Origin of the sequence: Mesorhizobium sp. J18 (genome assembly GCF_007829525.1) — a bacterium.
Classification (GTDB): Bacteria; Pseudomonadota; Alphaproteobacteria; order Rhizobiales; family Rhizobiaceae; genus VLJP01.
The window spans coordinates 14,237-38,658 of the sequence record NZ_VLJP01000031.1 but is presented as its reverse complement, the minus strand read 5'-3'; the positions used below and the strand labels follow the sequence as shown (position 1 = coordinate 38,658).

23 protein-coding genes and 1 pseudogene are annotated in these 24,422 nt (G+C 60.6%); 12 read left to right on the top strand and 12 right to left on the bottom strand.

The genetic code is table 11. From position 1 onward, the window contains the following. Positions 1-106: 106 nt before the first annotated feature. Both L598_RS12645 and L598_RS21790 read left to right on the top strand, forming a co-directional pair. On the top strand, positions 107-1,195 hold the full coding sequence (locus tag L598_RS12645; protein WP_144860715.1) for an IS110 family transposase: 1,089 nt from the start codon (positions 107-109) through the stop codon (positions 1,193-1,195). Between the two features lie 667 nt (positions 1,196-1,862). Then, a pseudogene (locus L598_RS21790) lies at positions 1,863-2,593 on the top strand (IS21 family transposase); the annotation flags it as partial. A 348-nt stretch (positions 2,594-2,941) separates the two neighbouring features. Here L598_RS21790 and L598_RS12635 read toward each other — a convergent pair. The 6 genes from L598_RS12635 to L598_RS12610 all read right to left on the bottom strand — a co-directional run bounded on the left by L598_RS12635 (position 2,942) and on the right by L598_RS12610 (position 11,165). Then, the gene (locus L598_RS12635) at positions 2,942-4,168 is read right to left on the bottom strand and encodes an ABC transporter substrate-binding protein (RefSeq protein WP_144862900.1); all 1,227 of its coding nucleotides are present in this window, start codon (positions 4,166-4,168) and stop codon (positions 2,942-2,944) included. Between the two features lie 16 nt (positions 4,169-4,184). After that, on the bottom strand, positions 4,185-4,892 hold the full coding sequence (locus L598_RS12630; RefSeq protein ID WP_144862898.1) for an ABC transporter ATP-binding protein: 708 nt from the start codon (positions 4,890-4,892) through the stop codon (positions 4,185-4,187). Then, a complete protein-coding gene (locus L598_RS12625) occupies positions 4,885-6,660 on the bottom strand; it encodes a branched-chain amino acid ABC transporter ATP-binding protein/permease (RefSeq protein WP_246658744.1) in 1,776 nt (591 codons plus the stop codon). The genes L598_RS12630 and L598_RS12625 overlap by 8 nt, the downstream gene beginning before the upstream one ends. Before the next feature lies 1 nt (position 6,661). Continuing rightward, complete coding sequence (locus L598_RS12620; protein ID WP_281407392.1) at positions 6,662-7,603, bottom strand: branched-chain amino acid ABC transporter permease; 942 nt, start codon at positions 7,601-7,603, stop codon at positions 6,662-6,664. A gap of 2 nt (positions 7,604-7,605) precedes the next feature. Then, entirely contained in the window at positions 7,606-8,646 is a 1,041-nt protein-coding gene (locus L598_RS12615; RefSeq protein ID WP_144862896.1) for an alcohol dehydrogenase catalytic domain-containing protein, read from the bottom strand. A 566-nt stretch (positions 8,647-9,212) separates the two neighbouring features. Next, entirely contained in the window at positions 9,213-11,165 is a 1,953-nt protein-coding gene (locus tag L598_RS12610) for an acetoacetate--CoA ligase (RefSeq protein WP_144862894.1), read from the bottom strand. A 285-nt stretch (positions 11,166-11,450) separates the two neighbouring features. Here L598_RS12610 and L598_RS12605 point away from each other — a divergent pair, with 285 nt between their 5' ends. Then, positions 11,451-11,618: a transposase gene (locus L598_RS12605; protein ID WP_144862892.1), complete on the top strand. Its 168-nt coding sequence runs from the start codon at positions 11,451-11,453 to the stop codon at positions 11,616-11,618. A gap of 7 nt (positions 11,619-11,625) precedes the next feature. Here L598_RS12605 and L598_RS12600 read toward each other — a convergent pair whose 3' ends face one another. The 4 genes from L598_RS12600 to cofE form a co-directional block, all read right to left on the bottom strand. Next, entirely contained in the window at positions 11,626-11,886 is a 261-nt protein-coding gene (locus tag L598_RS12600) for a hypothetical protein (RefSeq protein WP_144862890.1), read from the bottom strand. Between the two features lie 85 nt (positions 11,887-11,971). After that, positions 11,972-12,637: a 2-phospho-L-lactate guanylyltransferase gene (cofC, locus tag L598_RS12595; protein ID WP_186445029.1), complete on the bottom strand. Its 666-nt coding sequence runs from the start codon at positions 12,635-12,637 to the stop codon at positions 11,972-11,974. Further along, positions 12,627-13,595: a 2-phospho-L-lactate transferase gene (cofD, locus tag L598_RS12590; RefSeq protein WP_144862886.1), complete on the bottom strand. Its 969-nt coding sequence runs from the start codon at positions 13,593-13,595 to the stop codon at positions 12,627-12,629. Before cofD ends, cofC begins: the two co-directional genes overlap by 11 nt. Continuing rightward, positions 13,592-14,272, bottom strand: a complete 681-nt coding sequence (cofE, locus tag L598_RS12585; protein WP_144862884.1) for a coenzyme F420-0:L-glutamate ligase — start codon at positions 14,270-14,272, stop codon at positions 13,592-13,594. Before cofE ends, cofD begins: the two co-directional genes overlap by 4 nt. Between cofE and L598_RS12580 the strand changes: the two genes are divergently transcribed. The 4 genes from L598_RS12580 to L598_RS12565 all read left to right on the top strand — a co-directional run bounded on the left by L598_RS12580 (position 14,253) and on the right by L598_RS12565 (position 16,853). Then, entirely contained in the window at positions 14,253-14,768 is a 516-nt protein-coding gene (locus L598_RS12580) for a cyclase family protein (protein ID WP_246658742.1), read from the top strand. The two genes, cofE and L598_RS12580, sit on opposite strands and share 20 nt — an antisense overlap. Before the next feature lie 26 nt (positions 14,769-14,794). After that, complete coding sequence (locus tag L598_RS12575; RefSeq protein WP_144862880.1) at positions 14,795-15,712, top strand: SMP-30/gluconolactonase/LRE family protein; 918 nt, start codon at positions 14,795-14,797, stop codon at positions 15,710-15,712. Positions 15,713-16,054: 342 nt separating this feature from the next. Then, positions 16,055-16,474: an IclR family transcriptional regulator C-terminal domain-containing protein gene (locus tag L598_RS21915; RefSeq protein ID WP_144862878.1), complete on the top strand. Its 420-nt coding sequence runs from the start codon at positions 16,055-16,057 to the stop codon at positions 16,472-16,474. Positions 16,475-16,616: 142 nt separating this feature from the next. Then, positions 16,617-16,853, top strand: a complete 237-nt coding sequence (locus tag L598_RS12565; RefSeq protein WP_186445027.1) for an N-6 DNA methylase — start codon at positions 16,617-16,619, stop codon at positions 16,851-16,853. Between the two features lie 307 nt (positions 16,854-17,160). On the opposite strand, the gene L598_RS21450 is transcribed toward L598_RS12565, so the two are convergent. Continuing rightward, entirely contained in the window at positions 17,161-17,301 is a 141-nt protein-coding gene (locus L598_RS21450; RefSeq protein WP_186445026.1) for a hypothetical protein, read from the bottom strand. A gap of 377 nt (positions 17,302-17,678) precedes the next feature. Between L598_RS21450 and L598_RS12560 the strand changes: the two genes are divergently transcribed. After that, a complete protein-coding gene (locus L598_RS12560; protein ID WP_144862874.1) occupies positions 17,679-18,119 on the top strand; it encodes a hypothetical protein in 441 nt (146 codons plus the stop codon). 320 nt (positions 18,120-18,439) lie between these two features. On the opposite strand, the gene L598_RS12555 is transcribed toward L598_RS12560, so the two are convergent. Continuing rightward, positions 18,440-19,117: a hypothetical protein gene (locus L598_RS12555; RefSeq protein ID WP_144862872.1), complete on the bottom strand. Its 678-nt coding sequence runs from the start codon at positions 19,115-19,117 to the stop codon at positions 18,440-18,442. 480 nt (positions 19,118-19,597) lie between these two features. Between L598_RS12555 and L598_RS12550 the strand changes: the two genes are divergently transcribed. Genes L598_RS12550 through L598_RS12535 form a run of 4 tightly spaced genes read left to right on the top strand, consistent with a single transcriptional unit; the run spans position 19,598 to position 24,409 of the window. Next, positions 19,598-20,920 carry an aspartate aminotransferase family protein gene (locus L598_RS12550; RefSeq protein ID WP_144862870.1) on the top strand — a complete coding sequence of 441 codons (1,323 nt, stop codon included), beginning with the start codon at positions 19,598-19,600 and terminating at the stop codon, positions 20,918-20,920. A gap of 42 nt (positions 20,921-20,962) precedes the next feature. After that, entirely contained in the window at positions 20,963-21,868 is a 906-nt protein-coding gene (locus tag L598_RS12545; RefSeq protein ID WP_144862868.1) for a MurR/RpiR family transcriptional regulator, read from the top strand. A gap of 32 nt (positions 21,869-21,900) precedes the next feature. Then, complete coding sequence (locus tag L598_RS12540) at positions 21,901-23,403, top strand: ABC transporter substrate-binding protein (RefSeq protein WP_144862866.1); 1,503 nt, start codon at positions 21,901-21,903, stop codon at positions 23,401-23,403. A gap of 52 nt (positions 23,404-23,455) precedes the next feature. Continuing rightward, the gene (locus L598_RS12535; protein WP_144862864.1) at positions 23,456-24,409 is read left to right on the top strand and encodes an ABC transporter permease; all 954 of its coding nucleotides are present in this window, start codon (positions 23,456-23,458) and stop codon (positions 24,407-24,409) included. Positions 24,410-24,422 lie beyond the last annotated feature (13 nt).

Below are 24,422 nucleotides of genomic sequence, written 5' to 3'. Positions count from 1 at the left end.
GGCCGGCCGTAATCGGCGGGTTAGCGCGCAGACTGCGGCGGTTGTCGCGGAAGGTCCTCCGTCGGTTAAAACAGTCGGAGTTCCCAAAACGAAGAGGCGACGGCAGATGGAGTATTTTTGCGGGCTTGACGTATCGATTGACGAAACTGCGGTTTGCGTTGTCGACGAGCAGGGTGAGGTGCATCTTCAGGCGACGGCGGTGACGGACGCCGAAGCGCTGTTTGCGGTTCTCAAACCTTATTTGCCGCGGCTGCGGCGTGTCGGCCATGAAGCTGGCTCGTTGTCACCATGGCTGCACCCTGAAATGCTGAAGCTCGGCCTGCCGGCGATCTGCCTGGAGACGGTGCATGTGCGCGCGGCAATGTCGGCGCAGCGCAACAAGACTGACAAGGCGGATGCGCTCGGCATCGCCCATATCATGCGCACCGGCTGGTTCCGCCGGGCGCATGTGAAGACGGAAGGTTGCTACCGGATGCGGCTTTTGCTGACGCACCGGCGCAACCTGAAGCGCAAGTTCCTCGATCTGGAAAACGCCATCCGTCATTCGCTGAAGGCGTTCGGGATCAGACTCGGCGGCATCGGGCGCGGCAAATTCGACGCGGCCGTGCGGGAGGCGGTGGCGGATGATCCGTTCACCACCGACCTGATGGAGGTGATGCTGACGGCGCGCGCGGCGCTGTGGAAGGAATATTGCCGGCTGCACGATCTGGTGGTGAAGATGGTGGCGCAAAGCGAGCTGTGCCGTCGCTTCATGGCGATCCCTGGAGTCGGGCCGGTGACGGCGTTGTCGTTCATGACGGCGATCGACGATCCGTCGCGCTTTCGACGCTCACGCGACGTTGCCGCCTACTTCGGGCTGACCTCGCGACGATGGCAGTCGGGTACGTCGATCGACGTGAAGGGGCGCATCTCGAAGGCTGGCGACGCTGATGTGCGCCGCGCGCTCTACGAAGCGGCGTCGGCGCTTATGACGCGGTTCAAGGGCAAGGACAGTCTCAAGATGTGGGGTGCGGCGCTCGCCAAACGCTCCTGTCATCGCAAGGCGGTGGTGGCGGTGGCGCGCAAGCTGGCGGTGATCATGCACGCCATGTGGAGCGCTGGCACGTTCTATACAGGCGCTCCGAATGACGGGGCAGCGCAGGCTGATGCGCGCCAGATGCGCAAGGAACGCAAGCTTCTGGGGGCGCACGCATGATCGCGACAGCGCTGATGAAAACTCCACGGCCGTCACGGTGACGGCCGCAAACTGAACAGAGGAATCCGCGCGAGCGGATGAGGACTGGTGCAGACGAGGAATGACGGGAAGCACGATATCTTGCCTGCGGCCGCGCCGATCGTAAGACGGCCGGGCCGCGCCGGAGTGCCTGTGATGTGCCCTGTGAATCCGATGGCAAAATGCACCGCGACGGAAAAAGCGCTGCCTCTCAAACGCAGCCCGATCACCCCGTCGCAGAGTGCGGACAAGTGCACGGCGCGCCAGAACTCATGCTTGTAGATGTTCTTTTGCGAACAAACAGTGTGCAGATCATGATGAGGAAAAAGGATGTATCAAGATGAGCAAAACAGTCGTGAAAGTAGAGCCGATTACAAGCGCGAGATAATTTGTGGGAGGCGGCAGTTCGGGATTCTCTCGGTCGGGCATCATAACGGAAGCCGCGCAGCAGGGCCGGACTGCGGATCGGCTCCGCCTTGGCCGGGATCGGCGCATCGATGCCGCGCGTCTCGAATGCCGCAAGACCTCGGCAGACGCAGAGCCGGTATCGGCGTTAACAGTTGCCGACCATCAAGTCCGTCGTCTTCATAGCCGGCGGCGATCCGTTCGACGATAACCTGTCCCTCATGGATTTCGCTGGTGGTCATGGCGACTTGATACGTATTCGGAACGGATGTCGGCCTGGCTGCGGACGAAGGCGAACAAGCCGCGCAAGCAGAAGCGCATCGTCAAGCAGTTGCATGCCGACCTGATCGGCCTTGGCTGTAAGGGTTTGTATGAACGCGTTACCGCCTTTGCGCGGGCTTGGAAATCGGATCGCCAGCGACAGATGCGAACGAGCGGGCGCGGTACGTTCGTACCGTTGGCGTTCGAGCCCGGAGAAACTCTCCAGTTCGACTGGTCGCAAGACTGGGCGGGATTCCCCGGCGCGGGATTTACGACAACATGCGCACGGCGATTGACAGGATCGGCCGCGGCAAGGATCGCCAGATCAATGCCCGTTCTCGGCCACGGCGAGTCACTATCTGTTCGAGACTGAGTTCTGCAATCCGGCTTCGGACTGGGAGAAGGGACAGGTCGAGAAGAACGTCCAGGACGCCCGCCACCGGCTTTGGCAGCCAACGCCGTGCTTTCCCTTCGCTGAAGGCCCTGAACGAGTGGCTGGAACAGCGATGCCGGAACCTGTGGCAGCAGATTCCCCATGACGTGCAACCCGGAACCATCGAGGACATCCGGGCCGAGGACGCCCGTTCCTGACGCCGATTCCTCGGCCTTTCGACAGCTTTGTCGAATTACCAAGCGGGTCTCTCCGACGTCCCTCGTCTATTCTTGGAGCGCAATCGCTACAGCATGCCGGCATCCTTCGCTAATCGACCTGTCTGACTCCGGTCTATCCCGAACGGATCATGGTTGCCGCCGGGGGGCATCGCCGCATATCGAGCGGTCGCGTGTAGCGAGCCTATGGAGCCTCAACATCCAAATGGAGAAACCGCACTGCAAAAGCCCATCGGGCTGTGCGTTTAGAGAACGCGGCGCAGAACACGTCGGATGCGGGCCGCCGCATGCACTAGGCGATGAAGAAGGAAGCGGCGTGGCTTTCCCTGACCCTCCGGCGAGTGCTGGAAAACGCAATTTCTCTGCCGGAAAGTCACCCGGCCGCCGGATCCATGTAGCGGTCGACACAGGTACACCGCCAACCGCTACGAGATGATTCCGGGCCGCTCCTTACTACTGACCAGTCCAGATGGGCTCGGCCACTGCCGATTCGGGTGGAAACACTGTCACGGGAACTCCCGCCTGCCACTGCGCGATAACTATGGAGGCGTTCTCCCTGCGCCCGTTGTCGGCGAACGAGACGGTGCCGCCCGGGAAGAATCGAGCCGGTCCCTCGGTGAGTTTCATGTCGTGAAGCGCCTGCGTCACCGCCTCGGGATCGGCCGACTTGGCCATCTCCATCGCTTCCTTGAGCAGCCAAAAGTGGCCGTAGGTCGAGATGTCTTGCGTCACCCAAGGAAGCCCGGTGCACTCCTTCCAGTGCTCTGTGAAGTCCTCCTGTCCCTTTAGGCCCCAATTCGCAGTGATGAACATCGCCCCCTCGAGCAGATGTTCGCCCACGACATTGAGGAGGTCGGGTGTACCCATCGGACCGCCATTGTTGATCAGAGGCAGTCGCTCGCGCGTCAGGCCGAACTGCGTAAGCTGCTCCAAAATGAGCTTGATGTCGGGAGTCGCCGTGGGCAAAAACAGCAGGAAGTCGGGCCGCGCTGAGCGGACCTGCTGGACGATCGGACCGGCGACCGAAAGCGGTGGCGTGAAGACCTGGTCGACTACCAGATCGAGGCCGTACTTCTCCAGGCCCCCGTCCCGCATTCCCTCGGTAAAGCCGACCGGCGAGGGCGTGTTGTCCATGACGATCCCCACAGTGTCTGGCTTGCCCCCAGTGGCTTGCTTAGCAAGCGCAAGGATGGTCGGCAGTGCATCCTCCGCCTGCTGAACGGAGGTCGGCGACGTCATGAAGACGTGCTTGTAGCCGCGGCCGGTGATCCGGTCGGAATAGGACAGTGTCAGCCAAGGAATGCCGGCCCGCTCCGTCACCTCGGTCACTGGAAGCGTGAACGACGACACGTAGGCTCCGACGCCGCCACTGATGTCGGGATGCTCGGCGAGGAGCCGCTCGGCGGCGTTCTTGGCCGATTCCGGACTGCCGCCGACGTCAGCCACCACAAGGTTCACCTTGGCGCCGCCGAGCGCCTCGATGCCACCGGCGGCGTTGATGTCCGCGACGGCGCATTCGGCCGCTGCCCTGGACACCTCGCCGATGCGCGCCCATGCACCGCTCAGCGGCATCGCCAACGCCATGGTAACCTGCTCCTGCCCCTGGGCTGTGGCCACGCCTGTGGTGCTGGACACTGAGATAAGTCCTAGAGCACTCAGGCTTGCAAGCAGCTTTCTCATCTTTTTACCTCCCTGATTACATTCCGAAGTAAGCGCGACGTATCCGGTCATCTTTCGAAAGCTCATCGAACTTGCCTGATAGAATCACCTCCCCCGTCTGCAGGACATAGCCGCGGTTGCTGTACTCCATGGCCTCGGCGACGCGTTGCTCAACGAGCAGGATGGCCATCTCGCCCTCCCGGTGGAGCTGAGAGATGCTTTCGAAGATCGTGTCGGCGACGGCCGGCGCAAGGCCCATCGACGGTTCGTCCAGCATCATGAGCTTCGGCCGCGACGCTAGTCCGCGCCCGATAGCGAGCATTTGCTGCTGGCCCCCCGAAAGCGTGCCGGCGAGTTGGTCCCGCCGCTCGGCCAGGACCGGAAAAAGCGAGAAGACGCGCTCGAGTGTCTCGGCGAAACGGCTTCTGCCCGCCTCCGCCCAGGCCCCCATTTCCAGATTCTCCATTACGCTCATGGAGCGGAATACCTCGCGGCCTTCCGGGACGTGAGCGATGCCTAGATGCCCGCGTCGGGCGGCGCTTACGGTCGAGAGATCGACGCCCTCGAACAGCACCTTGCCAGATCGCGGCAGCACGGTTCCCGAGATGGTTTTGAACAGCGTGGACTTTCCGGCGCCGTTGGGACCGACGACGCAGACCAGTTCGCCCGTCTTCACCTCTATCGAGACGTTCGTCAGGGCACGGAGACCGCCATACGCAACAGTGAGGGATTCAACCTCAAGCATGCTTGGCCGCCCATCTTTGCCCGAGATAGGCTTCGATCACCCGTGGATCCCTGGTTACGTCCCGAGGCGCGCCTTGTGTCAGGAACCGGCCATGATCGAGCACAACGAAGCGATCGGCGAGATCCACCATGGCGCCGATTGTGTGCTCGATGATGATGACGGTGATCCCATGCGCAGGCAGGGTGGCCACCATCGACATGAGCTCCTCGGTCTCGGTGCTACCGAGGCCGGCCAGCGGCTCGTCGAGCAGGACCAGGCGCGGGCGGGAGGCCAGCGCGCGGGCAAGCTCCATCAGCCTGAGCTCCTTGCTGGTCAGCGTCGAGGCCAGCGTATCCTTAGAATCGGCAAGGCCGACCATTGCGACGGCCTCCTTGGCCAGCGCCCATGCCTGTTCCTCGCTGTCGGCGTGCACATAGGCGCCGACCGCCACGTTCTCCAGCACCCCCATGCGCTGGAAGGCGCGGACCACTTGGAAGGTGCGGCCGATTCCGAGCCGGCAGACGCGATTCGGCTTCAAGCCGGCGATGTCGCGGCCCTCGAAGCGGATTTCGCCAGCATCGGGGACGACGATGCCGTTGAGCATATTGAAGAGCGTCGTCTTGCCGGCGCCGTTGGGACCAATGATGCCGAGAATCTCCCCCTCGCGCACGTCGAAGGAGACGTCACTGACCGCCTTCAGTCCACCATAGGTTTTTGAGAGGCTGCGGACCGACAGGAGCGTCTCACCGGGTTGCGGGCGCGGTGCGGATGGCTTGGCGCCGACTGGCCCCGCGACGCCGCGCGGCTCGGCCGACGCAGCGCCGGCCTCTCCCCTGCGGCGCTTCAGGAGATCGCGCACCCGCCAGTAGATCCCTTCCGGCGCCAGCAGGATGACGAGCATGATGGCAACGCCGTAGAGCAGGCCCTGAATGCCAGGCAGTACACTGCCAAGCTCGGCATGCAGCGTCTCGCTGAGCGGAAGAAGCGTGGCGGCCCCGATCAGCGGCCCCCAGACGATGCCGGCCCCTCCGAAGAGCGACAGGATGATGGCCTGCGCCGAGATGATGACGCCGAAGACGCTGCCGGGCGTTAGCACGAAGACGACGACCGCATAGAGCCCACCGGCCGTCGCTGCCAACGCACCGCTCAGGACCAGGGCGCGCATCTTCCAGCGGAAGGTATCGACACCTGAGGCTTCCGCCGCCAACTCGTTCTGTTTGATTGCCAGAAGCGACAGGCCGAAGCGGGACCGCTCGATCATCAGCGACAGCAGTACCGATAGAACGAGCAGCGCGAGTGCGATCGCGAGATAGCCGTGATAGCTGCCGAACTGCATGTACCAGAGCGGGTTCTCCGGCCGCATCGGCAGGATGATTTCCTGATAGCCGAGCCATTCAAAGACGTAGACCATGGACAACGGGTAGGCGAGCATGGCCAGCGCGAAGTAGAGGCCGCTCAGCCGGAACGTCGGGTAGCCAATCACCGCCCCCGCCACAACGCCGACGATGGCAGCCAGAGGCAGACCAAACCAGGGCGTCAAGTCGAAATGAAGCGATGTGAGCGCGATCGTATAGGCGCCGAGTCCGAAGAAGGCGGCGTGCCCGAACGATATGAGGCCGCTATAGCCACTGAAGATGTTCCACGAGATGGCGAAGGTCGCCCAGATAGGGATGATCGTCAACAACAGCGCGTAATAGGCATTCTCGATGACGAAGCTCATCGCGAACCAGACGGCCGCTATGGCGAGGATGACGGCCAGCGGCCTCCCGATCTTGCGGCGGTCGCTCACTTTAGGCCCTGTCCACGGTGCGGCCAAAGAACCCTTGCGGGCGCAACAGCAGGACCAGCAGGAAGACGATGAAGACGGTCGCGTTCTGGAGCTGCAACGGCAGCACCAAGGTTGCGAGCTGCTGGACCAGCGCGATGACGAAGCCGCCCCAGAAGGCGCCGATGAGGCTGCCGAGGCCACCGAGAACCACCCCGGCGTACATGATGATGAGGAAATCCATGCCGACCAGCGGCTGCACCGGATAGTAGAGCACAATCAGCCCCCCGGCGAGGCCGGCGATCGCCGTTCCGAAGCCAAAGGCGATGCGATGCGCGCGGTCGACGTCGATGCCCATATAGACGGCCGCCGTCGGGTTGTCGGCCGACGCCCGCAGCGATTTGCCCACCCGCGTGTTGCGGATCAGCCAGTAGAGCGACAGCGTGACAGCGACGCAGATGAGAGCGTTGTAGGTATGTGCTTTGTTGACGAAGAGCACGTTGAAGTCGTTGTAGAGAAGCGGAATTTCCCAGGCCGCGTAGGACAGCGGGCTGATGATGGAGGCCGGCGCTGAGCCGAGCAGGATCAGCGCGCCGTTCTGCAGAACGAGAGCGACGCCGAGGGTCAGGATGAGCTGGGCCTGATGCGCCTCGATCTGGTTGGCGATCCTCAAGCCAGTGGTACACACGATCAGACCGCGATGGAGCAGATAGCCGATGCCGAACATCAGCGGCCCAACCAGGAATGCGGCCAAGAACGGCGCGAAGGCGCCCAGGGCGGTGCCGGCGAGCAGACTGCCCGCGATGGCCAGGACGAGGTACATCCCCACCATCATGAAATCCGCCTGCGCAAAGTTTATCACCCCCATGGTGCCGAAGATGAAGGCCAGGCCGACGCACATCAGGCCGTAAATGCAGCCGAGCAGGATTCCACTCGTCAGGGCTTGCAGGAATTGTTCGATTAACATGCTCAAGGCCTGACGATCGCACGACCGAGCACGCCGCCGCGCTCCAGCGCCTCATGTACGCGGGGTACCTCCTCCAGCGGCACGGTTTCGGTCAGGAAGCCACGAACGGCGCCGCGCGCCAGCAGATCGAGGCACCGGCGCAGCTCGTCGCGCGTCGTGCTGGTGGCGCTGAGCAGCGAAATCCCCTTCAGGAAAAGCTGCGCCGGGTTGAAGGGAACGAAGTCGCCGCCGAGTTGCCCGACCAGCACCCAGCGCCCACCCTTACCGATGGAACGGCGGGTCGCGGGAAAGGCGGGGCTACCGACATTGTCTATGGCGACGTCGACCCCCTCGCCGCTGGTCAGCTCGCGGACGACCTCCGAAAAATCGTCGCCCCGGTCGGCGACGACGACATCATGGGCGCCGGCGTCGCGGATCGCGGCGACCTTGTCGGCCGAGCTCGTGACCGCCATGACATAAGCGCCCGTGCTGCGGGCGACCTGCAGCCCGTGCATGCCGAGACCGCCGCCCGCACCGGTCATGAGCACGCGCTCGCCGGGGCGAACCTTCCCCACCTCGATGATCGCATGGTACATCGTGCCGATCGCGCAGGAGGCGATCGCCGCAGACTCAATAGGCACCCCATCCGGCACAGGCACGACATTGTCAGCCTCCACCGCGACGAATTGCGCATAGCCGCCGTTCAAGCCGACATCCCCCAGGAAAATTCCCTCGTCGCAGAGTGGCTCACGCCCCGTTCGACAGAAGCGGCAGCCCCCGCAGACATGATAACGCTGCGTCGTCGCAACCATGTCGCCAACTCGCATGCCGCCAACGTCGGCGCCGATTTCGACCACCCTGCCCGCAATCTCATGGCCGGGGATGATCGGCATTTCGACACCGGCCTTCATCGTGCCGTTGCACGCGACGACGTCGTGAAAGCAGATGCCGCAGGATTCAACCTTAATGATTACGTCACGCCGACCTGGAACCGGATCGGGCACGGTTTCGACCCGCATCACCTGCCGAGCCAGCCCCGGCTCCCTTACGACGACTGCTCTCATCCCGCCTTCGGCCTCCCGGGATCAGATTGAAGAGGAGGACGCTACTCGCCTCCTCCTACCAAATAGTAGTGACATATACCGCATGGTTTTGCAAGCGTTACGTAATCAGCGAGATTGGTGTCGTTTCTCCGCTTGCCGGGGCTGAGCTTCCACGATCCGCTCGCCTCCACGAGACTCTGCACTGACTTTACCAGGCTATCAGTTACACTTTCATTTATAAGTACACTGATAGAAGACCCGTTATTACCATAAGAAATGAGTACATTACGAATCTTGCTCGCAATATTCTTAAATCGCAGATGGGATATCTTGTATTTACGCTATACTATACATCTCAGCCCTTATTGGATTATCTAAGGGCCTAACAAAATCGTTGCGCATGCCGTATACTTATCTCTTCGGGCGCTCTCAAGTGGGATAGCTCTCCCGCAATTGTGCTAAAGTAGCTTGTCCCGAGACTACGCCCTTAGGGTAGCACGACAGGCTGGCGACTGTGGGAAGCAGCAACCAAATTGAATTGGCCAAGAGACCACGTCCGAAGGCCAAGCCCGCTGTGCCGGGTTGTCTCATAGCCGCAGCGCTTCCAAATCGCGAAACAGCTCGAGCGCTTGGGGGTTGGCGAGCGCTTCCTTGTTCTTGACCTCGCGGCCGTGGACGATGTCGCGCACGGCGAGCTCAGTGATCTTGCCGGACTTGGTGCGCGGGATGTCGGCGACGGCAACGATCTTTGCAGGCACGTGGCGCGGGCTGCAGCCGGTGCGGATTTTTTGGCGTATGCGCTTCTCCAGATCCTCGTCAAGCGAGACGCCTGATGCGAGGCGCACGAACAACAGGACGCGCACGTCGTCTTCGAAATCTTGGCCGATGCACAGCGCCTCGGATATCTCCGGCATCTGCTCGACTTGGTTGTAGATCTCGGCGGTCCCGATCCGGACGCCGCCGGGGTTGAGCGTCGCGTCGGAGCGGCCATGGATGATCATGCCGCCGTGCGCGGCCCATTCGGCGAAGTCGCCATGGCACCAGACATTGTCGAAACGCTCGAAGTAGGCGGCGTGGTATTTTTTGCCCGCGGCATCGTTCCAGAAGGCTACCGGCATAGACGGGAAGGCGCGCGTGCAGACGAGCTCGCCCTTCTGCTGCCTGACCGGCTTCGCCTCGTCGTCCCAGACGTCGACCGCCATGCCGAGACCTGCCGCCTGGATCTCGCCTGACCAGACGGGCTCGGTCGGCACGCCGAGTACGAAGCAGGAGACGATGTCGGTGCCGCCGGAGATCGAGGCGAGATGCACGTCCTTCCGGACGCCGGAATAGACGAAGGCGAAGCCCTCCGGCGACAGCGGCGAGCCAGTGGAGGAGATCGTGCGTACGGTCGAGAGGTCGTGGCTGTCGATAGGCCTCAGCCCCGACTTCCTGAGTGTGTCGATGAATTTCGCCGAGGTGCCGAAATAGGTCATCTTCTCCGCGTCGGCATAGTCAAAGAGGATGTTGCCATTCGGATGGAAAGGCGAACCGTCGTAGAGCAGCAGCGTCGCGCCGGTGGCGAGCCCGGAGACCAACCAGTTCCACATCATCCAGCCGCAGGTGGTGAAGTAGAACAGCCGGTCGCCATCCTTGATGCCGCCGTGCAACTGGTGCTCCTTCATGTGCTGCAGCAGCGTGCCGCCGGCGCCGTGCACGATGCATTTCGGAATGCCGGTCGTGCCGGACGAGAAGAGGATAACCAGCGGGTGGTTGAAAGGCAAGCGCTCGAAGGTCACGTCCTTCGCCTCGAAGCGGGCAAGCGCATCGTCGAGCGCCACGGCGTTCGGCATGGCGCTGGCGGCCTGCCGCGCCGTGCCGAGATAGTCCACGAGGATCGCCTGGCGCACGGACGGCATCTTGGCGAGGATCGTCTGCACCTTGGCGGTCACGTCGTTCTGCTTGCCGGCGTACCAATAGCCGTCGGGCGCCAGGAACACGACCGGCTCGATCTGACCGAAACGGTCGAGCACGCCCTGTTCGCCGAAGTCGGGAGAGCAGGACGACCAGATGGCGCCAAGCGAGGCGGCGGCGAGCATGCCGGCGACGGCCTCGGGCATGTTGGGCATCATGGCGGCGACGCGGTCGCCTTTCTTGACACCGAGTGCGGCGAAAAGCTGCTGGAGGCGCGAGACGAACGCATGGAGATCGTCCCAGGAGAGGCGGCGTAGGACCTTGTCCTCGCCCTTGAAGACGATGGCGTCAGAAGAACCGCGCTTGCGCAGCAGGTTTTCGGCGAAATTCAGCCGTGCGTCAGGGAAGAAGGCCGCACCCGGCATCCGGTCGCCGTCGGCGAGCAGACGCTCGCCCTTGTCGCCGACCACGCCGCAAAAATCCCAGACGAGGTTCCAGAACTCGTCGCGGCGGTCGACCGACCAGCGGTGCAATTCGGCATAGGAAGAAAAGGACGTGTCTGCCCTCACGGACGCCTTGACCATGAAGGCAGCGAGCGGCGTCTTGGCGACATTGGCGCTCGTAGGTGTCCAAAGGGCAGTGGTCATGGCAGTTTCCTTTCTCGCGTTACGGCCAGGGGCACGTAAGGAATTACTCGAACCGTCGAATCAAGCAGCTTGAACGCTGCGCGTGAGTTTGACGTACCATTTGGTATCGATTTCTACCAACAGGTTTCCGATGGAGAAGCAATTTCGTCTTTGGGTTCACCCTTAAATCTCACTTCTGGTGAGCAGAGCGAATGGGCTCATTCTAGAGTAGGGTGAGAGGGCGGCGCTTCGCTTCGTGACGGGTTTGGGGTCGAGAGAGATCGTCCTGCTCCTTTCGGAGCCCAAATGAGTGACCACAAGAGCGCCCGTCTCGTGCTCGACGCCTTGCCGCCCGCCTCTCATCTGATCGCCGACCGCGGCTATGACAGCGCCTGGTTCCGTGAGGAACTGGATGCACGAGGCATTGAGCCGTGCATCCCGTCGGGCCGCAGCCGCAAAGTCCCATACGCCTAGAAGTTGATTACGGCATCCATTCGACATGCGACCGTATGGACGATGTCAGCGCATCCACCCAACCTTTCGACGCTGCATACTCGACCATCTTCCTGAACCGGGCCAGCCACTCCTCGGTCTGCGGCGCGCCCGGAATCGAGCAGATGCCGTCAATGCCGACCAGCACTTCGTCGTCATTGACGAAGACGATGTTTGTGATTTCCGGGCGCTCACCAGACACGCCGCGCAAGCGCAAACTAAAGCGCTTGAAATCATCCGCTTCGATCAAGCGAAGCCCGTCTTCGGGCGAAAAGTCGAGAATCATTGCATGTTCCGCGGTCAGGTTGTGGCGGTTTTGAACGAGGTGTCCGGTTTCATGTCTTGCGCGCGGTCTCCGGTGTGATCAAGCTGGCTTCAACGGCATGCTCGTAGCCCTCCACACGCTCCTTTGCGGTTGAGCGCCACAGGATCAGGTCTTCGCCGCTGTCGACATCCAGCATGAGGTCCGCTTGCCGCACCACGGCCGGCCTCAATCCTCGCATAGCTGCCAGGTCCGTATGGCGGGCAAAGCTGCGCGAGCCATAAGAGAATGGAAAACCAGTTCGTGCCCGCGAGCGCAACAGCAGGACATTGGTTCCATCCTCCCTTCGGTCCGGAACGATCGCAATGTCGCCACGGCTTCCCAGCACCACCAACAGCGCGTGCGGCGTGGCGTTCGGCAGGTCGATCGGTAGGACCAGGAGATCGCGCGGGCCGACAGTCGCCTCAAGCATCCGGTTTGCATGCGCGATCGCGTCGTTGAGGCCGTTTCCGGGCTCTGCGATCGCGATCGCGCCCAATCGCCTGGCCCGTTCACATACGCCGGTGTCCTCGCTGACGACTGCAACCCGCACGCCCGGTCCGAGACGGTGGCCGAGTTCCACGGTGGCGTCGAAAAACGACCGGCACAGGTCGAAACGTTGTTCGGGCGACAACACGCCGGCAAGACGCGACTTTCCACCGGCCAGCCGCTTGCAGGGGACGAGCACATCAAGGCTCACGACCGGCACCCTTCAGTTGATCGGCGAATTCAAGGCATTCCATTCCCAAGCGACGTCGGTCGTCATCGTTTCCCATCAAGGTTCCGGTGACGTGGGCTGCGATCCCAAGACCTTCGATCTCGGCCGCGGCGCCGGCGTCGAGATGGTCGATTACGAGCCCGTCGACCAGGCCCGCATAGGTTTCCGCTATCGCAATAACCGAGGGGGTCTGCCCCAGTTCCAGCATCATCTTGGCTGCCGGCCCCTTGACCGCCCTGCCGCCAATGATCGGCGATACCGCTACGATCGGCGCGCGCGATCCGACTACAAGTTCCCTCATGCCCGGCAGGGACAGAATTGGCGCAATACTGACGAGCGGGTTCGAAGGACAGATCACGATCGCGCGCAGGTCGCCTTGGCGGAGCGCTGCCGCCACTTCCGGCGTCGGTCGTGCCCGCTCGATGCCTGCGAACCGGAAACCTTTCACCTCGATGTCACACCGCAGCCGCACGAAATAGTCCTGAAACGCCACTTCTCCCGAAATCGTATTGACCATGGTCCTGACCGGCTCGTCACTCATCGGCAGGATGTCCGCAGGCGCACCAAGCCGCCGCGACAAGACACGGGTGATCCCGGTTAGCCGCTCGCCCGCTCGCAGGCGCTCGGTCCGCAGGACGTGTGTGGCAAGATCGCGGTCGCCGAGCCGAAACCAGACGGGGGCTCCGACCTTTTCGAGCTGGTCCATGAAGGACCAGCTCTCGCCCTCCAGCCCCCATCCCTGCTGCCTGTTCGCAATGCCCGCCAGAGTGTAAAGGACGGTATCTACGTCGGGCGCAATGTGCAGACCCAGATGCTCGAAATCGTCGCCCGTGTTGACGATTGCGCTGAGGCGCTCGATGCCGGCCATGGCGAGGCCGTGAATGAGCTTGGCCCCTCCGACGCCGCCAGCCAATGCCACTACCGGTCGCAGGTCGCTCATCTGAACAGATCCATGTCCCGCGGCCGCAGCAGATCGCGCCCTCTGCCTGTCCCAGTGGAATAGGGAAAGCCGCGAATGTGCACGGCGGGCCGCCCCTCGCTGCCTTGTCCCATGGCCAGCGATGCCGCGGCGGCAACCTCGTCGGCGACGCCTAGTTCGCTCGACAACAGGATGCGTCCGTTTCGATCGGCATTGCCCCGTAGATCGAGCAAAGCCGGAATGCCGGCGACTCCGATGGCGGTGCCGACCGTCCCGAGGCGCCAGGCGCGGCCGAAGCTGTCGTTAATGACGACGGCTGCCGCGACGCCAGTCCGCGCATGAATCTCCGACCGGATGCGCGCGGCGCTCTCGTCGGGATCGATCGGCAGCAGAAGCACGGCATCGGCCCCGAGGGGGCCTTCGACATTGGAGGCATCGATGCCGGCATTCGCCATGACAAAGCCGCGCCGGTCTTCCACCACGATGACACCCGGCCGGCAGCGAAGCACCTCACGGGACTCCCTCAGAACGAGTTCGACGATGCGCGGATCCTTCTGGGCGATTCCTGCGAGCTGACGGGCCTTGTCCGATGGCGTCACCTCATCGAGGACTACAAGCCGGCCCTCCGCCTTGGAGACGATCTTTTGAGCAAGCATCGAAACAATGGCGGAGACAGCGGTGCAGGGACGCGCTGTCATGATCGATATCGAGGCCCATTTCGGCCGCGAACGACGCACGATCTCCTATCGGGACCTCTCACGGATCATTGAGGCCGAAGACATTGTCATCGAGCCGGGCGACTTCGTCTGCCTGCATACCGGCTTCGGGCAGGTTTTGGTGGATTCGCGCGGGCAAGCAACCTCGGAGCAACTTGAATCCTGCGCATCCCTGGACGGGCGTGATCCGGACCTCCAAGACTGGATCACCAGGAGCGGACTGGTTGCGCTCATCGCTGACAATTTCGCCGTCGAGAGCCTGCCAGCGCGACCGGACCACGGTCATCGTTGCGCGATGCTACCACTGCATGAGCACTGCCTGTTCCGACTGGGCGTCTATCTCGGCGAGCTTTGGTACCTTTCGGAACTGGCTCACGCCCTGAGGTCACTTGGCCGGACTCGCTTCCTCCTTACCGCACCTCCGTTGCGTCTGCCCGGAGCCGTCGGCTCACCGGTTACGCCGGTGGGTACGATCTGAAATCCGATAAATGCGAGGAGCCACCCATGAAGACGATCTGCGACGGATTGCGCTTTCCGGAAGGCCCGGTGTACCTGCCTGACGGGAGCATACTCCTCGTGGAGATCGAGGCGGCGCGGCTGACCAAGATCTTGCCAAATGGTGAGAAGGCCGTCGTGGTTCAACTCGGCGGTGGTCCCAACGGCGCAGCTATCGGGCCGGACGGCCATTGCTACATCTGCAATAATGGCGGCTTCAACTGGCATGAGGACAGCTATGGCCTACGCCCCGCAGGACAGGCTGCGGACTATAGCGGCGGGCGGATCGAGCGCATCAACCTTCAAACAGGTACCGTTGAAGCGCTCTACACGGAAACCGCCAAAGGCAAGCTCCGCGGGCCGAACGACCTCGTGTTCGATCGTGACGGCGGCTTCTGGTTCACCGATGCCGGCAAGGCACGCGAGCGCGACCTCGATAGGGGTGGCGTCTACTACGCAAAGTGCGATGGATCGTCCATCGTCGAAGTGATCTATCCGATGCTTTCACCCAACGGCATTGGTTTGTCGCCGAATGAAGATCAGCTCTATGTAGCGGAAACCCAGACAGGCCGCATTTGGGCCTTCGATCTAGACGGCCCCGGACAGATCTTTCGTCAGCCCTGGCCATCCCCGCACGGAGGGCGGTTGCTTTACACCTCGCCCAATTTCCGCCTTCTGGACTCGCTGGCAATAGATAGCCACGGCTACATCTGTGTCGCTACGATAATGGAAGGCGGTATTCTTGTCGTCTCACCGTGTGGTGAGTTCGTGGCGCATGTGCCACTTCCCGATCGGTTCGTGACGAATCTTTGCTTCGGAGGTAAAGATGGCCGCATTGCCTACGTAACCGCCTCTCAGTCGGGAAAGCTGTTTCAGTTGGAGTGGCCAAGGGCTGGGCACAGGTTGAACTTCAACGCTCGTACCTAAGCCGGGCGATGATCGGCATGCCGACGTGCTTCACGCGCCCGGCTTTCGTAGGCTCGGTAAAAATAGCCGACGGCTGGCGACACGTGATCGACGATCTGTGAGACTTTGCCCAATTCCAACTGCCGGCGAGAAGTTCGCGGCACATTCGCCGTTGAAACCGGGGCTTGCTGCTCCGCGGAGAATCTCGAGCACGTGGTTCACGCCTCCCATGGGCGCTTTGGAAAGCCCCCTATTTCACCCCAGCGGCAGTATAACCTCGTTTGTTCGTAGGCAAACGGTTAGTTCGAGGCCGAGCGTCATATTGAATCGGGAATCCCAAGCCGGGTATCACCGCCTCGCATTATGGTGAATCGCGCGGGAGTTAGCGCCGGACGTCGGCACGCAAGGCTTGATCGTCGTTCACCCACGCGAGCTCGATTATGCTGCTTGCGCGCTAAACGATTGAAGACAGCGTGGCGGCGAGCCATCGAGGTGATACTGAGTGCGAACAGTACCCGCTATGCGACCTATGGGATCCAACCGGACGCTATCCGCACGCTGATGAAAGATACGCTCCGGAACGGCTACACAATTACCCATGGGTTGACGATCGCCGGTGTCGCAGCCATCGCCGTACCTATCCGCTCAGCGGGTGGCGAGGTCACTGGAGCACTGTCGATCAATATGATCTCGACCCGGCTAACATCTGACCGCACAGTGAGCCTGATTGACAAGCTCCGTCGGGAGGTGGCGCACATTGAAGCACAATTCATGCAAGCGTGAGGGGTACCACCTCCACTCGTACTCCATACTCTGCAGCACTTCGATGCCGTCGTCGCCAATCCACCTGTCAGCATGGAGTGAATCGGGGTTGCGAGCAGGCCGAGAGCAATCAATTCGGCCGTTCCGCAGACGTCTGCCGCCCATGACCAGAGTCGACTATGCCTTCATCCCTCACATGATCGAGGCCATGAGGCTGAAGACAGGCCGCATGACCGTCGTCGCGCCACACGACATCCTCCTCGGCGGCTCATTAGAGGGCGCGATCCCCAGGAAGTTGATCAAGGGAAATCTGCTGGCTGTCGTCCCGCCGCACGCCGGTCCGCGCCGACCTCGACGCGCGGCGGGAGGCTGTCGCAAGAGTTTGCCGCCCGGTCAGTAGCGTTCACAGCCATTATCAAAATGTCGCGGCGTCCTTGATATTGTGGCGGACTCCCGGCGGTCACGGAGCCCGCCGGATCACCCCTCGCGCTGTATCGCCAACACGTGGCACTTTTAGATACGCCCGCTTCGCATAGTTCGGTCGCGATCTCTTCACCCGCCCTTCAGCCGCCTTGCGAGCCAGCTGACCACCCTCCCGTTCTCCCAAAATGGTTCATGAACGATAGCGCTCCTGGCACGGCCGAGGTCGACATCGACAGGAAGTACCTCAACGTCTGGTTCACATTGGCCGCACCGGAATTTGATGTTCAGAGATCGCGCCCGCCGCCATAGATCATCATGAGATCTGAAGCCCGATAGAAGCGCGTGTTGCCGCAAGGTCGGCATTGAGCCTTGACGAGCATGCCGCGGCGGACAGGCTTGCCAAGGGTGTTGATGGGCTGGGCCATGGCTATTCTTCGCGAGTTATGCGCGGTCCGGTGAGTGTCCGGCCAATCCACGGCGCGTCTTTGCCTATTACTTCGCTAACCGTGGCGAGCAGCGCATCGTGCAATCGCTGTAGTGCCCGATAATCAGCACAGGACGTACGCAGGTTCACGCTGTAGCTCACAATAACCCTGTGAACGTCCTCAATGCCGGCCGTAAAGCGGTCCTTCATGACGATCTGATCAGGCTTTTCCGGCGGCTTGCATCCTCAGTTGTTGCCGGTGCTGTCTTTTCCCCCGCATCGTAGGCAAATATTCCTCAGAGTAGGCTGGCCACAAGAGGCAGGTTGACATTTTTGTTCTCTTTTTGTTCATTACCCCCAGACGCAAAGGAGGACGTCGTGAGACACGCATCCGAGCGGCCGATCCCCGTCATCAAGATCACGATCCCAACCGCCACGCCCATTGAATTGGAACGGCGTCGAAGCTGCTTGTCGGTTTTTGTCCAGTCTGGAGTGCATCCCTGCGAGGCAGCTGAGGCTGTCTGCCAGCTGGAAGCTTCAGGCTTCGATCCGGCGCTGGAACTCACCGCTGTGGAAGACAAAGTGGTTAGCGCCTGGCTACAAGCCGAACAGTCCGCCATCGCGGCCGTATGGTCGGAGTGGGGACTCGAGCGGCTGAGACCGACCAACGCCAACATGGAATTGATCACCGCCCCGGAGACGCCGCTCACTGAGCGCGCTGCTGCCCTGTCGATGATCCGCGCCTATATCAAGGCGACCGACGGCGTCGGCGTGGAGCTTGGCGGAGTATTCAAAGCCGGGGTCACGCAAGTCGGTTGATCGCCGTGAGGGAGGCCCATAGCAAAGCAGACGGCCGCCTCTAGGCACATTTGACCAGGCACAGGACTGCCGATGCCTCGTATGAGGCCAGCGCCCGCGGCCTCGAGCACCTTGAGAGCGATTTCGCCTGTGATTTCCTGCGTCCTTGTATTCCTGGACGCATGGAAGCTCCACCGCCAGCCTTTCTTGCAGGAGCGCGACGATCCGCTCTTCCCCAACCTGGTCCTTCAAGGGAACCCTATCCCCATTACTCACGCGATTTCCGGCGGTTTGATGAGTTTAGTATCGCTGCTATGTCCTCGGCTGAAGCCCGTTTCCCTTTACGTCCACGATGCCAAGTTCCAGCAGCCTCCTGTCGGCAGCGGACTGCTTTTGCAGCCGAGGATGGCCGCGATCCAGATAGCGGGACTTAAGGTAGAGCACTTTCTGTCGAACGTCCTTCTGCGCGATTTCGATCGGGCAAGATCAATTTCTATCAAGGCACATACTCTAGGCAGGGCGCTTTCCACCATGGTACATTCAAATCCTCGCACTACGCCTTGCTCTGGCCCGATTTCGACAAATTCCAAGAGCGAAAACCCTTGGTGCACGATCTCGGCGCAGCCCGCCACGATCCTGACCTTGACCGGGAGATGCTCCAGGTTTCCGGACATGAAGCGGAGGGTTCCATCTTCGTACGTCGCAAACCCCGACTCGGCCGCCTCGACATAAGCCCGTTCGAGCACGGCCCTGTCGCGCAGGGAGTGCAGCTCCGACTTCGCGGCATCGACGACGTTGGCGAGCGAGCCGAAGAAGGTGCGGACGTCGCGCTGGATCGAGGCGGGGAGCGAACCGTATTTCAGGGCCCCTGGGAACAGCGTCAGGGCGAAGTGCACGATGAGGTCCTCGCGCCGTGCATCGGCGGCGACCTTCAGCTGGGCGTCATCCACGATTTCCCGCGCACAGGCCGCCAGGGCGCGGCCGACGGTCACGCCCTTCCGTTTCAGCGCAGCGCGCATATCCGGACGGTCTGTTTTTCGAAGTGCTTCGCGAGAAGCCGCCGTTCCAGCGTCCCGCCATCTGGCAAAGTTGCCACGACAGTTCACGATCCCATCTCAGTCAATCGAATCGATGGCAGGGCTGAGGCTAACTGGAAGTCGACGCGCGTGCGGTGGTCGATTACATCGTAGATACGATCTTGGATTGGCCCTCCCGGTAAGTGGCATCCTGCCTGGCGGGCGCACCCATCAGCAATCGCGCCCGCCAATCGTCTGAACCAGAGACCTGATTGATCTGGTTCATTTGTTTCAGTCGCGCGATGTCGCCATTCAAATGTCAATATCGGAAAAGGCTGCGCGCATCTATAATGTTGGGGAAAAACAAAGGGTTGAGGTAATATTTTGACTCCGTACACCGCACTTGGCATGGTTCAAGTGAACCAATAGTTGACAATTGTGAAACGCGTGATGCAGATTGCCTCTCGAATTGGAGGGCATGACGTGAGCCACATCTTTCATCGTTTCCCTGGAGCGCTCCCCCCTGTCGCAGTAGCTGGCGATGGAATTTGTCTGATCGACCAAGAGGGGAAGAGATACATCGATGCCTCAGGAGGTGCGGCGGTCTCATGTCTGGGTCATTCGAACCATCGAGTTCAGAATGCCATCATCGAGCAGACGAAGAAGCTGGCATTCGCGCACACATCTTTCTTCAGCAGTGAACCGGCCGAAGAGCTTGCCGACTTCCTCGTTTCGCGTGCAAATTGCAGCCTCAATAAGGTCTATTACGTTTCGGGTGGCTCTGAAGCAGTTGAGACTGCGTTGAAGCTGGCGCGTCAGTACCACGTCGCGAACGGTGAGCCCGAACGTGAGGTTATCATATCGCGCAAGCGCAGCTATCACGGGGCGACCCTCGGGGCCGTTGCGATTAGTGGCAATGCGTGGAGGCGCGCTCCTTTCGAGCCGCTGTTGTTCAAGTCTATCCAGATCGAGTCCTGCTACCCGTATCGAGGCAAGGAGGACAATGAGACGGATCTTGAATATGGCCTTCGCGTCGCGAACGAACTTGAAAAGGAGACCCTTGCTCGTGGTGAGAAGAAGGTAGCCGCATTCGTCGCGGAGACGGTTGTTGGCGCAACAGCTGGCGCTGTGCCTGCAGTTGAAGGCTATTTCCGTCGCATTCGTGAGATCTGCGACAAGTACGGTGTCCTGCTCATCCTTGATGAAGTCATGTGCGGGATGGGCCGCACGGGCACCCTGTTCGCATTCGAGCAGGAAGGCATCACTCCTGATCTCGTAACGATCGCAAAAGGCATGGGTGCTGGCTATCAGCCCATTGGCGCGGTCATGTGCACTCAGGAAATCTTCGACACCGTAAATCGCGGTGGCGGTTTCGCCCATGGCCACACCTATCTCGGACACGCAATCGCCTGTGCGGCTGCGTTGGAAGTTCAGCGGGTGATCGAAGATGAGAACCTCCTCGAGAACGTCCGAGAGATGGGAGCCTACCTGCATGAGCGGCTTTACGAGACCTTCGGACAGCATCCTCACGTCGGCGACATTCGTGGACGTGGCCTCTTCAGGGCAATCGAGCTGATTGAGGACCGGGAGACCAAGCGACCTTTCCCGTCGAAGCTGAAGCTGCACGCGGCGGTGAAGAAGAATGCGATGGAACGAGGGCTGATGGTCTACCCGACAGGTGGCGTAGTTGATGGCATTTCAGGAGACCACGTCCTTCTAGCGCCGCCTTACATCGTAACTCGCTCCGACATCGACGAAATCGTTTCGCGACTGGAGCAGTCGGTAAAGGCGGCCCTGGAGTCGTAACTGCTTACCCCCTCCGTTCACTGGTGATGTAAGGCGGCCAGGATGTGCATCGAAAAGGTATCTCAGCAAATCCGAGAGGAATACGAGGCTCTATCTGGGCAGATGCAGGTCGCAGCCAGGTATCTCATGGAGCATCCTCAGGATGTCGCGCTTCTTTCCATGCGAGAGCAGTCGCGACGTGCGGGTGTGCCTGCGACTACGATGACCCGCTTGGCAAAGCAGCTCGGTTTTGCCGGTTTCGAAGAGCTACGCGCTGTTTTCGTCGGTGCTATCAGAAATTCCTCTGAGCCATTTAGCTCCCGTGCAGCAGAGCTCGTGCGCACTAGGCAGTCGCAAGGTGGCGACATTGCTGTGGAGATGGTGGATCGCCTCATCTCAAGTGTTCAGCACCTGAAGTCAGGACAGCAGAGCTGGGCTCTTCGAGAAGCCGCAAAAATCCTGCAAAACGCGAGAACGGTTTATGCGGTTGGCCAGAGATCGGCTTTTGCCGCGGCGTACCACTTCACATACCTCTACGGGTATTTCAGCACGAAGGCAGTGCTGTTGGATGGGCCTGGCGGTATCGGAGCAGATCCGCTTACGCACTGCGGGTCTGAGGATGCGCTTGTCGTTATCAGCTTGGATCCGGCTGCACGGCGATCTGTCGAGGTCGCCCATTTTGCTCGCAGCCGCGGAGTAAAAATAATTGCCATTACGAATTCGCCTCTTTCCACGGTAGGGCGGATTTCGGACGTGCAGATCGTGGTCAACTACGAAAATCCTGCGTTTTTTGACTCAATGACTGCTGCTTTTGCCGCGGTGGAAACACTCGTAGCGATCGTCGCTGAGTCAGAAGGCGAGAACGTCCCCGGTGCCGTTCGACTAAGGGAAGAGCAACGCCACGCGCTGGGCGAATGGTGGGGCGACGGGGACACAGGCAAAACGAGGAGGTCCAAAAAGAGCCAATAATCGTAGATACTTAGCGCAAATATGGGAACACAATGAGCCTAGTGAAACGACTTGCATCTACCCTATTAATTTCGGCGGCCGCTTTGGGCGCTCTAAGCCCAGCATGGGCGGAAGGCACGCTTAAGGTGGCGTTGTCCTCGAACCTGAATACCCTTGATCCTGCTAAGACAAAAATTGGCGACGAATATGTCGTGAATTTCCTCGTCTATTCGGGTCTGACGACTATCGATGCCGATGGGAAACTCGTTCCCGATCTGGCCGAGAGCTGGACTGTGTCCGACGACCTCAAGTCCTGGACGTTCAAGCTTAGAGAGGGCGTCAAGTTCCATTCTGGCAAGGATCTGGAAGCCAGCGACGTCAAGGCGACCATCGAGCGTATCCAGAACAAGGAAACGGGCTCGGTCGCGAGAGCGAATTTCTCGATCGTCACGGCCATCACCGAGGTCGACAAGCACACCATCAAGTTCGATCTCTCAATTCCGTATGCTGGCTTTGCTGAGCTTTTTGCGGATCGCCAGCTGCGAATTGTTCCTGCAGACAAGCTGGATAAAATTGCAACCGAGCCAGACGGCACTGGTCCCTTCGTTTTTGAATCCTTCCGTCCAGGTCAGGACGTGAAGCTCCTCAAGAACGAAAATTATTACAAGGACGGCCAGCCGAAACTCGACGCTATCGAGCTGCGGATCATGCCAGAAGTGGCCGCACGCGTCTCCGCAGTGTCGACGGGCGAAGTCGATCTGGTTTGGGACATGCCTCCTGAAGGGCTCCAGCAGATCGAAAACAACCCTGATGTGACAATCGATAGCGTGGCCACTTCCAGCTGGGATGGCCTGATCTTGAACAACGCACACGCTCCTTTCGACAACCCGAATGTCCGTCAGGCGATCTCGGCCGGTATCGACCGTGAGGCGATGGTGGAGTTCGCTGTCTTTGGCGCAGGCACGCCGACCCTGACGATGATCCCGCCAGGACATCCGTATCACAACGATGACATCCCGCTGCCGAAGCCAGATGTCGATAAGGCAAAGCAGCTGCTCGCGGAAGCTGGCTTCCCCGATGGTTTCGAAGCCACTCTGTATGTCCCGAGTGGTCGTCCGCCGAAGGAGCGTCTGGGCCTGGCCGCTCGCGAGATGCTCGCTCAGATCGGCATCAAGGTTGATATCCAGGTCGTGCCTTGGGACAGCTTCATCAGCAACATCGAGGGTAAGGCCGCATTCTACGTCGACGGCTTCTATTCTCGACCCGCTGTCGACCCGTCGATTTTCCCGTGGTTCCACTCAACGGGTTCGTGGAACTCCACGCTGTGGAATTATTCCAACAGCGAGATTGATGCGGTTTTGGACAAAGCTCGCGCCACCACAGACGAGGAAGAGCGTGCAAGCCTCTATAAGGAGTTCCAGCGGCTTGCATACGAAAACCCTCCGAGCGTCATCCCTTACGTGATCAACCACGCAAACGCCGTAAGGACGAACGTGAAGGGGTTCAGGTCTAGCCCGATGATGTGGCTTGATCTGCGCGAAACCACCGTCGAGTGACGGCTAACGGGACTAGGGGGATTTCTCCCTAGTCCCCACAAGGGCTCATTCCATGGCGCTTTACGTGATTAACCGTCTTCTGGCGGTGATGGTCGTGCTCTTGGTTATCTCGATGCTTGTCTTCGGGGTGACACAAATCATGCCTGGCGATGTCGCCAGCACGATCGCAGGCCAATTTGCCTCCCCTGAGGTCGTCGATGCGATCAGGGAGAAGCTTGGGCTGAATGATCCGTTTTACGTTCAATACTGGAGATGGATCTCCAGCGTCGTGACAGGCGATTTCGGACAGTCGCTCATTATGGAGCGGCCGGTATCCGCCTTGATTTCAGAGGCTTTTATGGCCTCGGCGTCTCTGGCTATCGTGTCCTTTATCTCAGTCACCTTGTTCGGAATTCTGCTGGGTGTCTGGGCTGCCGTTCGTCGAGATAAGCTGGCAGACAATTTGGTCTCGACGTTCACCTATGTCGGAATTTCGATCCCAGAATTTTTCTGGGGCATCGTGCTGATCATGTTTTTTGCGAACTATCTGCAGATCCTGCCATCTGGCGGCGTTGCGAGTATCAGCGCTTCTCCAGGGGTGTGGCTATCCCACATCATCCTGCCCGTAATCACGTTGACCCTTACCCTGATTGCCCACGTCTCGAGGCTGACGCGATCGAGCATGCTTGAGGCTCTTGATAGCCAGTACGTGCGCAATGCACGGGCAAAGGGTCTACCTGAGAGGACTGTGATTTTCAGGCACGCATTGCCAAACGCACTGATGCCAACGATCACGGTTTTGGCTCTCGATGTGGGTTGGCTGATAGGCGGTATCGTCGTTGTTGAAGTCGTCTTTTCCTATCCTGGGATCGGCCGCCTTTTGATGTTCGCGATTGAGCGACACGACCTTCCGCTGATCCAGGCGAGCATTCTGGTTATCGCGCTCATCTACTGCCTGGCAAACCTCGTTGCCGATCTTCTCTATGCAGTCGTGAACCCGAAAATAAGGTACGGCAATGGCGAGTAGCAGTCGTTCAACT

Excerpts from the sequence above, each read along its gene's own strand:
- L598_RS12645 (WP_144860715.1), top strand. The coding sequence starts at position 107 with ATGGAGTATTTTTGCGGGCTTGACGTATCGATTGACGAAACTGCGGTT.
- L598_RS12635 (WP_144862900.1), bottom strand. The coding sequence starts at position 4,168 with ATGAGAAAGCTGCTTGCAAGCCTGAGTGCTCTAGGACTTATCTCAGTG.
- L598_RS12630 (WP_144862898.1), bottom strand. The coding sequence starts at position 4,892 with ATGCTTGAGGTTGAATCCCTCACTGTTGCGTATGGCGGTCTCCGTGCC.
- L598_RS12620 (WP_281407392.1), bottom strand. The coding sequence starts at position 7,603 with ATGTTAATCGAACAATTCCTGCAAGCCCTGACGAGTGGAATCCTGCTC.
- L598_RS12615 (WP_144862896.1), bottom strand. The coding sequence starts at position 8,646 with ATGAGAGCAGTCGTCGTAAGGGAGCCGGGGCTGGCTCGGCAGGTGATG.
- L598_RS12610 (WP_144862894.1), bottom strand. The coding sequence starts at position 11,165 with ATGACCACTGCCCTTTGGACACCTACGAGCGCCAATGTCGCCAAGACG.
- L598_RS12605 (WP_144862892.1), top strand. The coding sequence starts at position 11,451 with ATGAGTGACCACAAGAGCGCCCGTCTCGTGCTCGACGCCTTGCCGCCC.
- cofD (WP_144862886.1), bottom strand. The coding sequence starts at position 13,595 with ATGAGCGACCTGCGACCGGTAGTGGCATTGGCTGGCGGCGTCGGAGGG.
- cofE (WP_144862884.1), bottom strand. The coding sequence starts at position 14,272 with ATGACAGCGCGTCCCTGCACCGCTGTCTCCGCCATTGTTTCGATGCTT.
- L598_RS12575 (WP_144862880.1), top strand. The coding sequence starts at position 14,795 with ATGAAGACGATCTGCGACGGATTGCGCTTTCCGGAAGGCCCGGTGTAC.
- L598_RS21915 (WP_144862878.1), top strand. The coding sequence starts at position 16,055 with ATGGTGAATCGCGCGGGAGTTAGCGCCGGACGTCGGCACGCAAGGCTT.
- L598_RS12565 (WP_186445027.1), top strand. The coding sequence starts at position 16,617 with ATGACCAGAGTCGACTATGCCTTCATCCCTCACATGATCGAGGCCATG.
- L598_RS21450 (WP_186445026.1), bottom strand. The coding sequence starts at position 17,301 with ATGGCCCAGCCCATCAACACCCTTGGCAAGCCTGTCCGCCGCGGCATG.
- L598_RS12555 (WP_144862872.1), bottom strand. The coding sequence starts at position 19,117 with ATGCGCGCTGCGCTGAAACGGAAGGGCGTGACCGTCGGCCGCGCCCTG.
- L598_RS12545 (WP_144862868.1), top strand. The coding sequence starts at position 20,963 with ATGTGCATCGAAAAGGTATCTCAGCAAATCCGAGAGGAATACGAGGCT.
- L598_RS12540 (WP_144862866.1), top strand. The coding sequence starts at position 21,901 with ATGAGCCTAGTGAAACGACTTGCATCTACCCTATTAATTTCGGCGGCC.
- L598_RS12535 (WP_144862864.1), top strand. The coding sequence starts at position 23,456 with ATGGCGCTTTACGTGATTAACCGTCTTCTGGCGGTGATGGTCGTGCTC.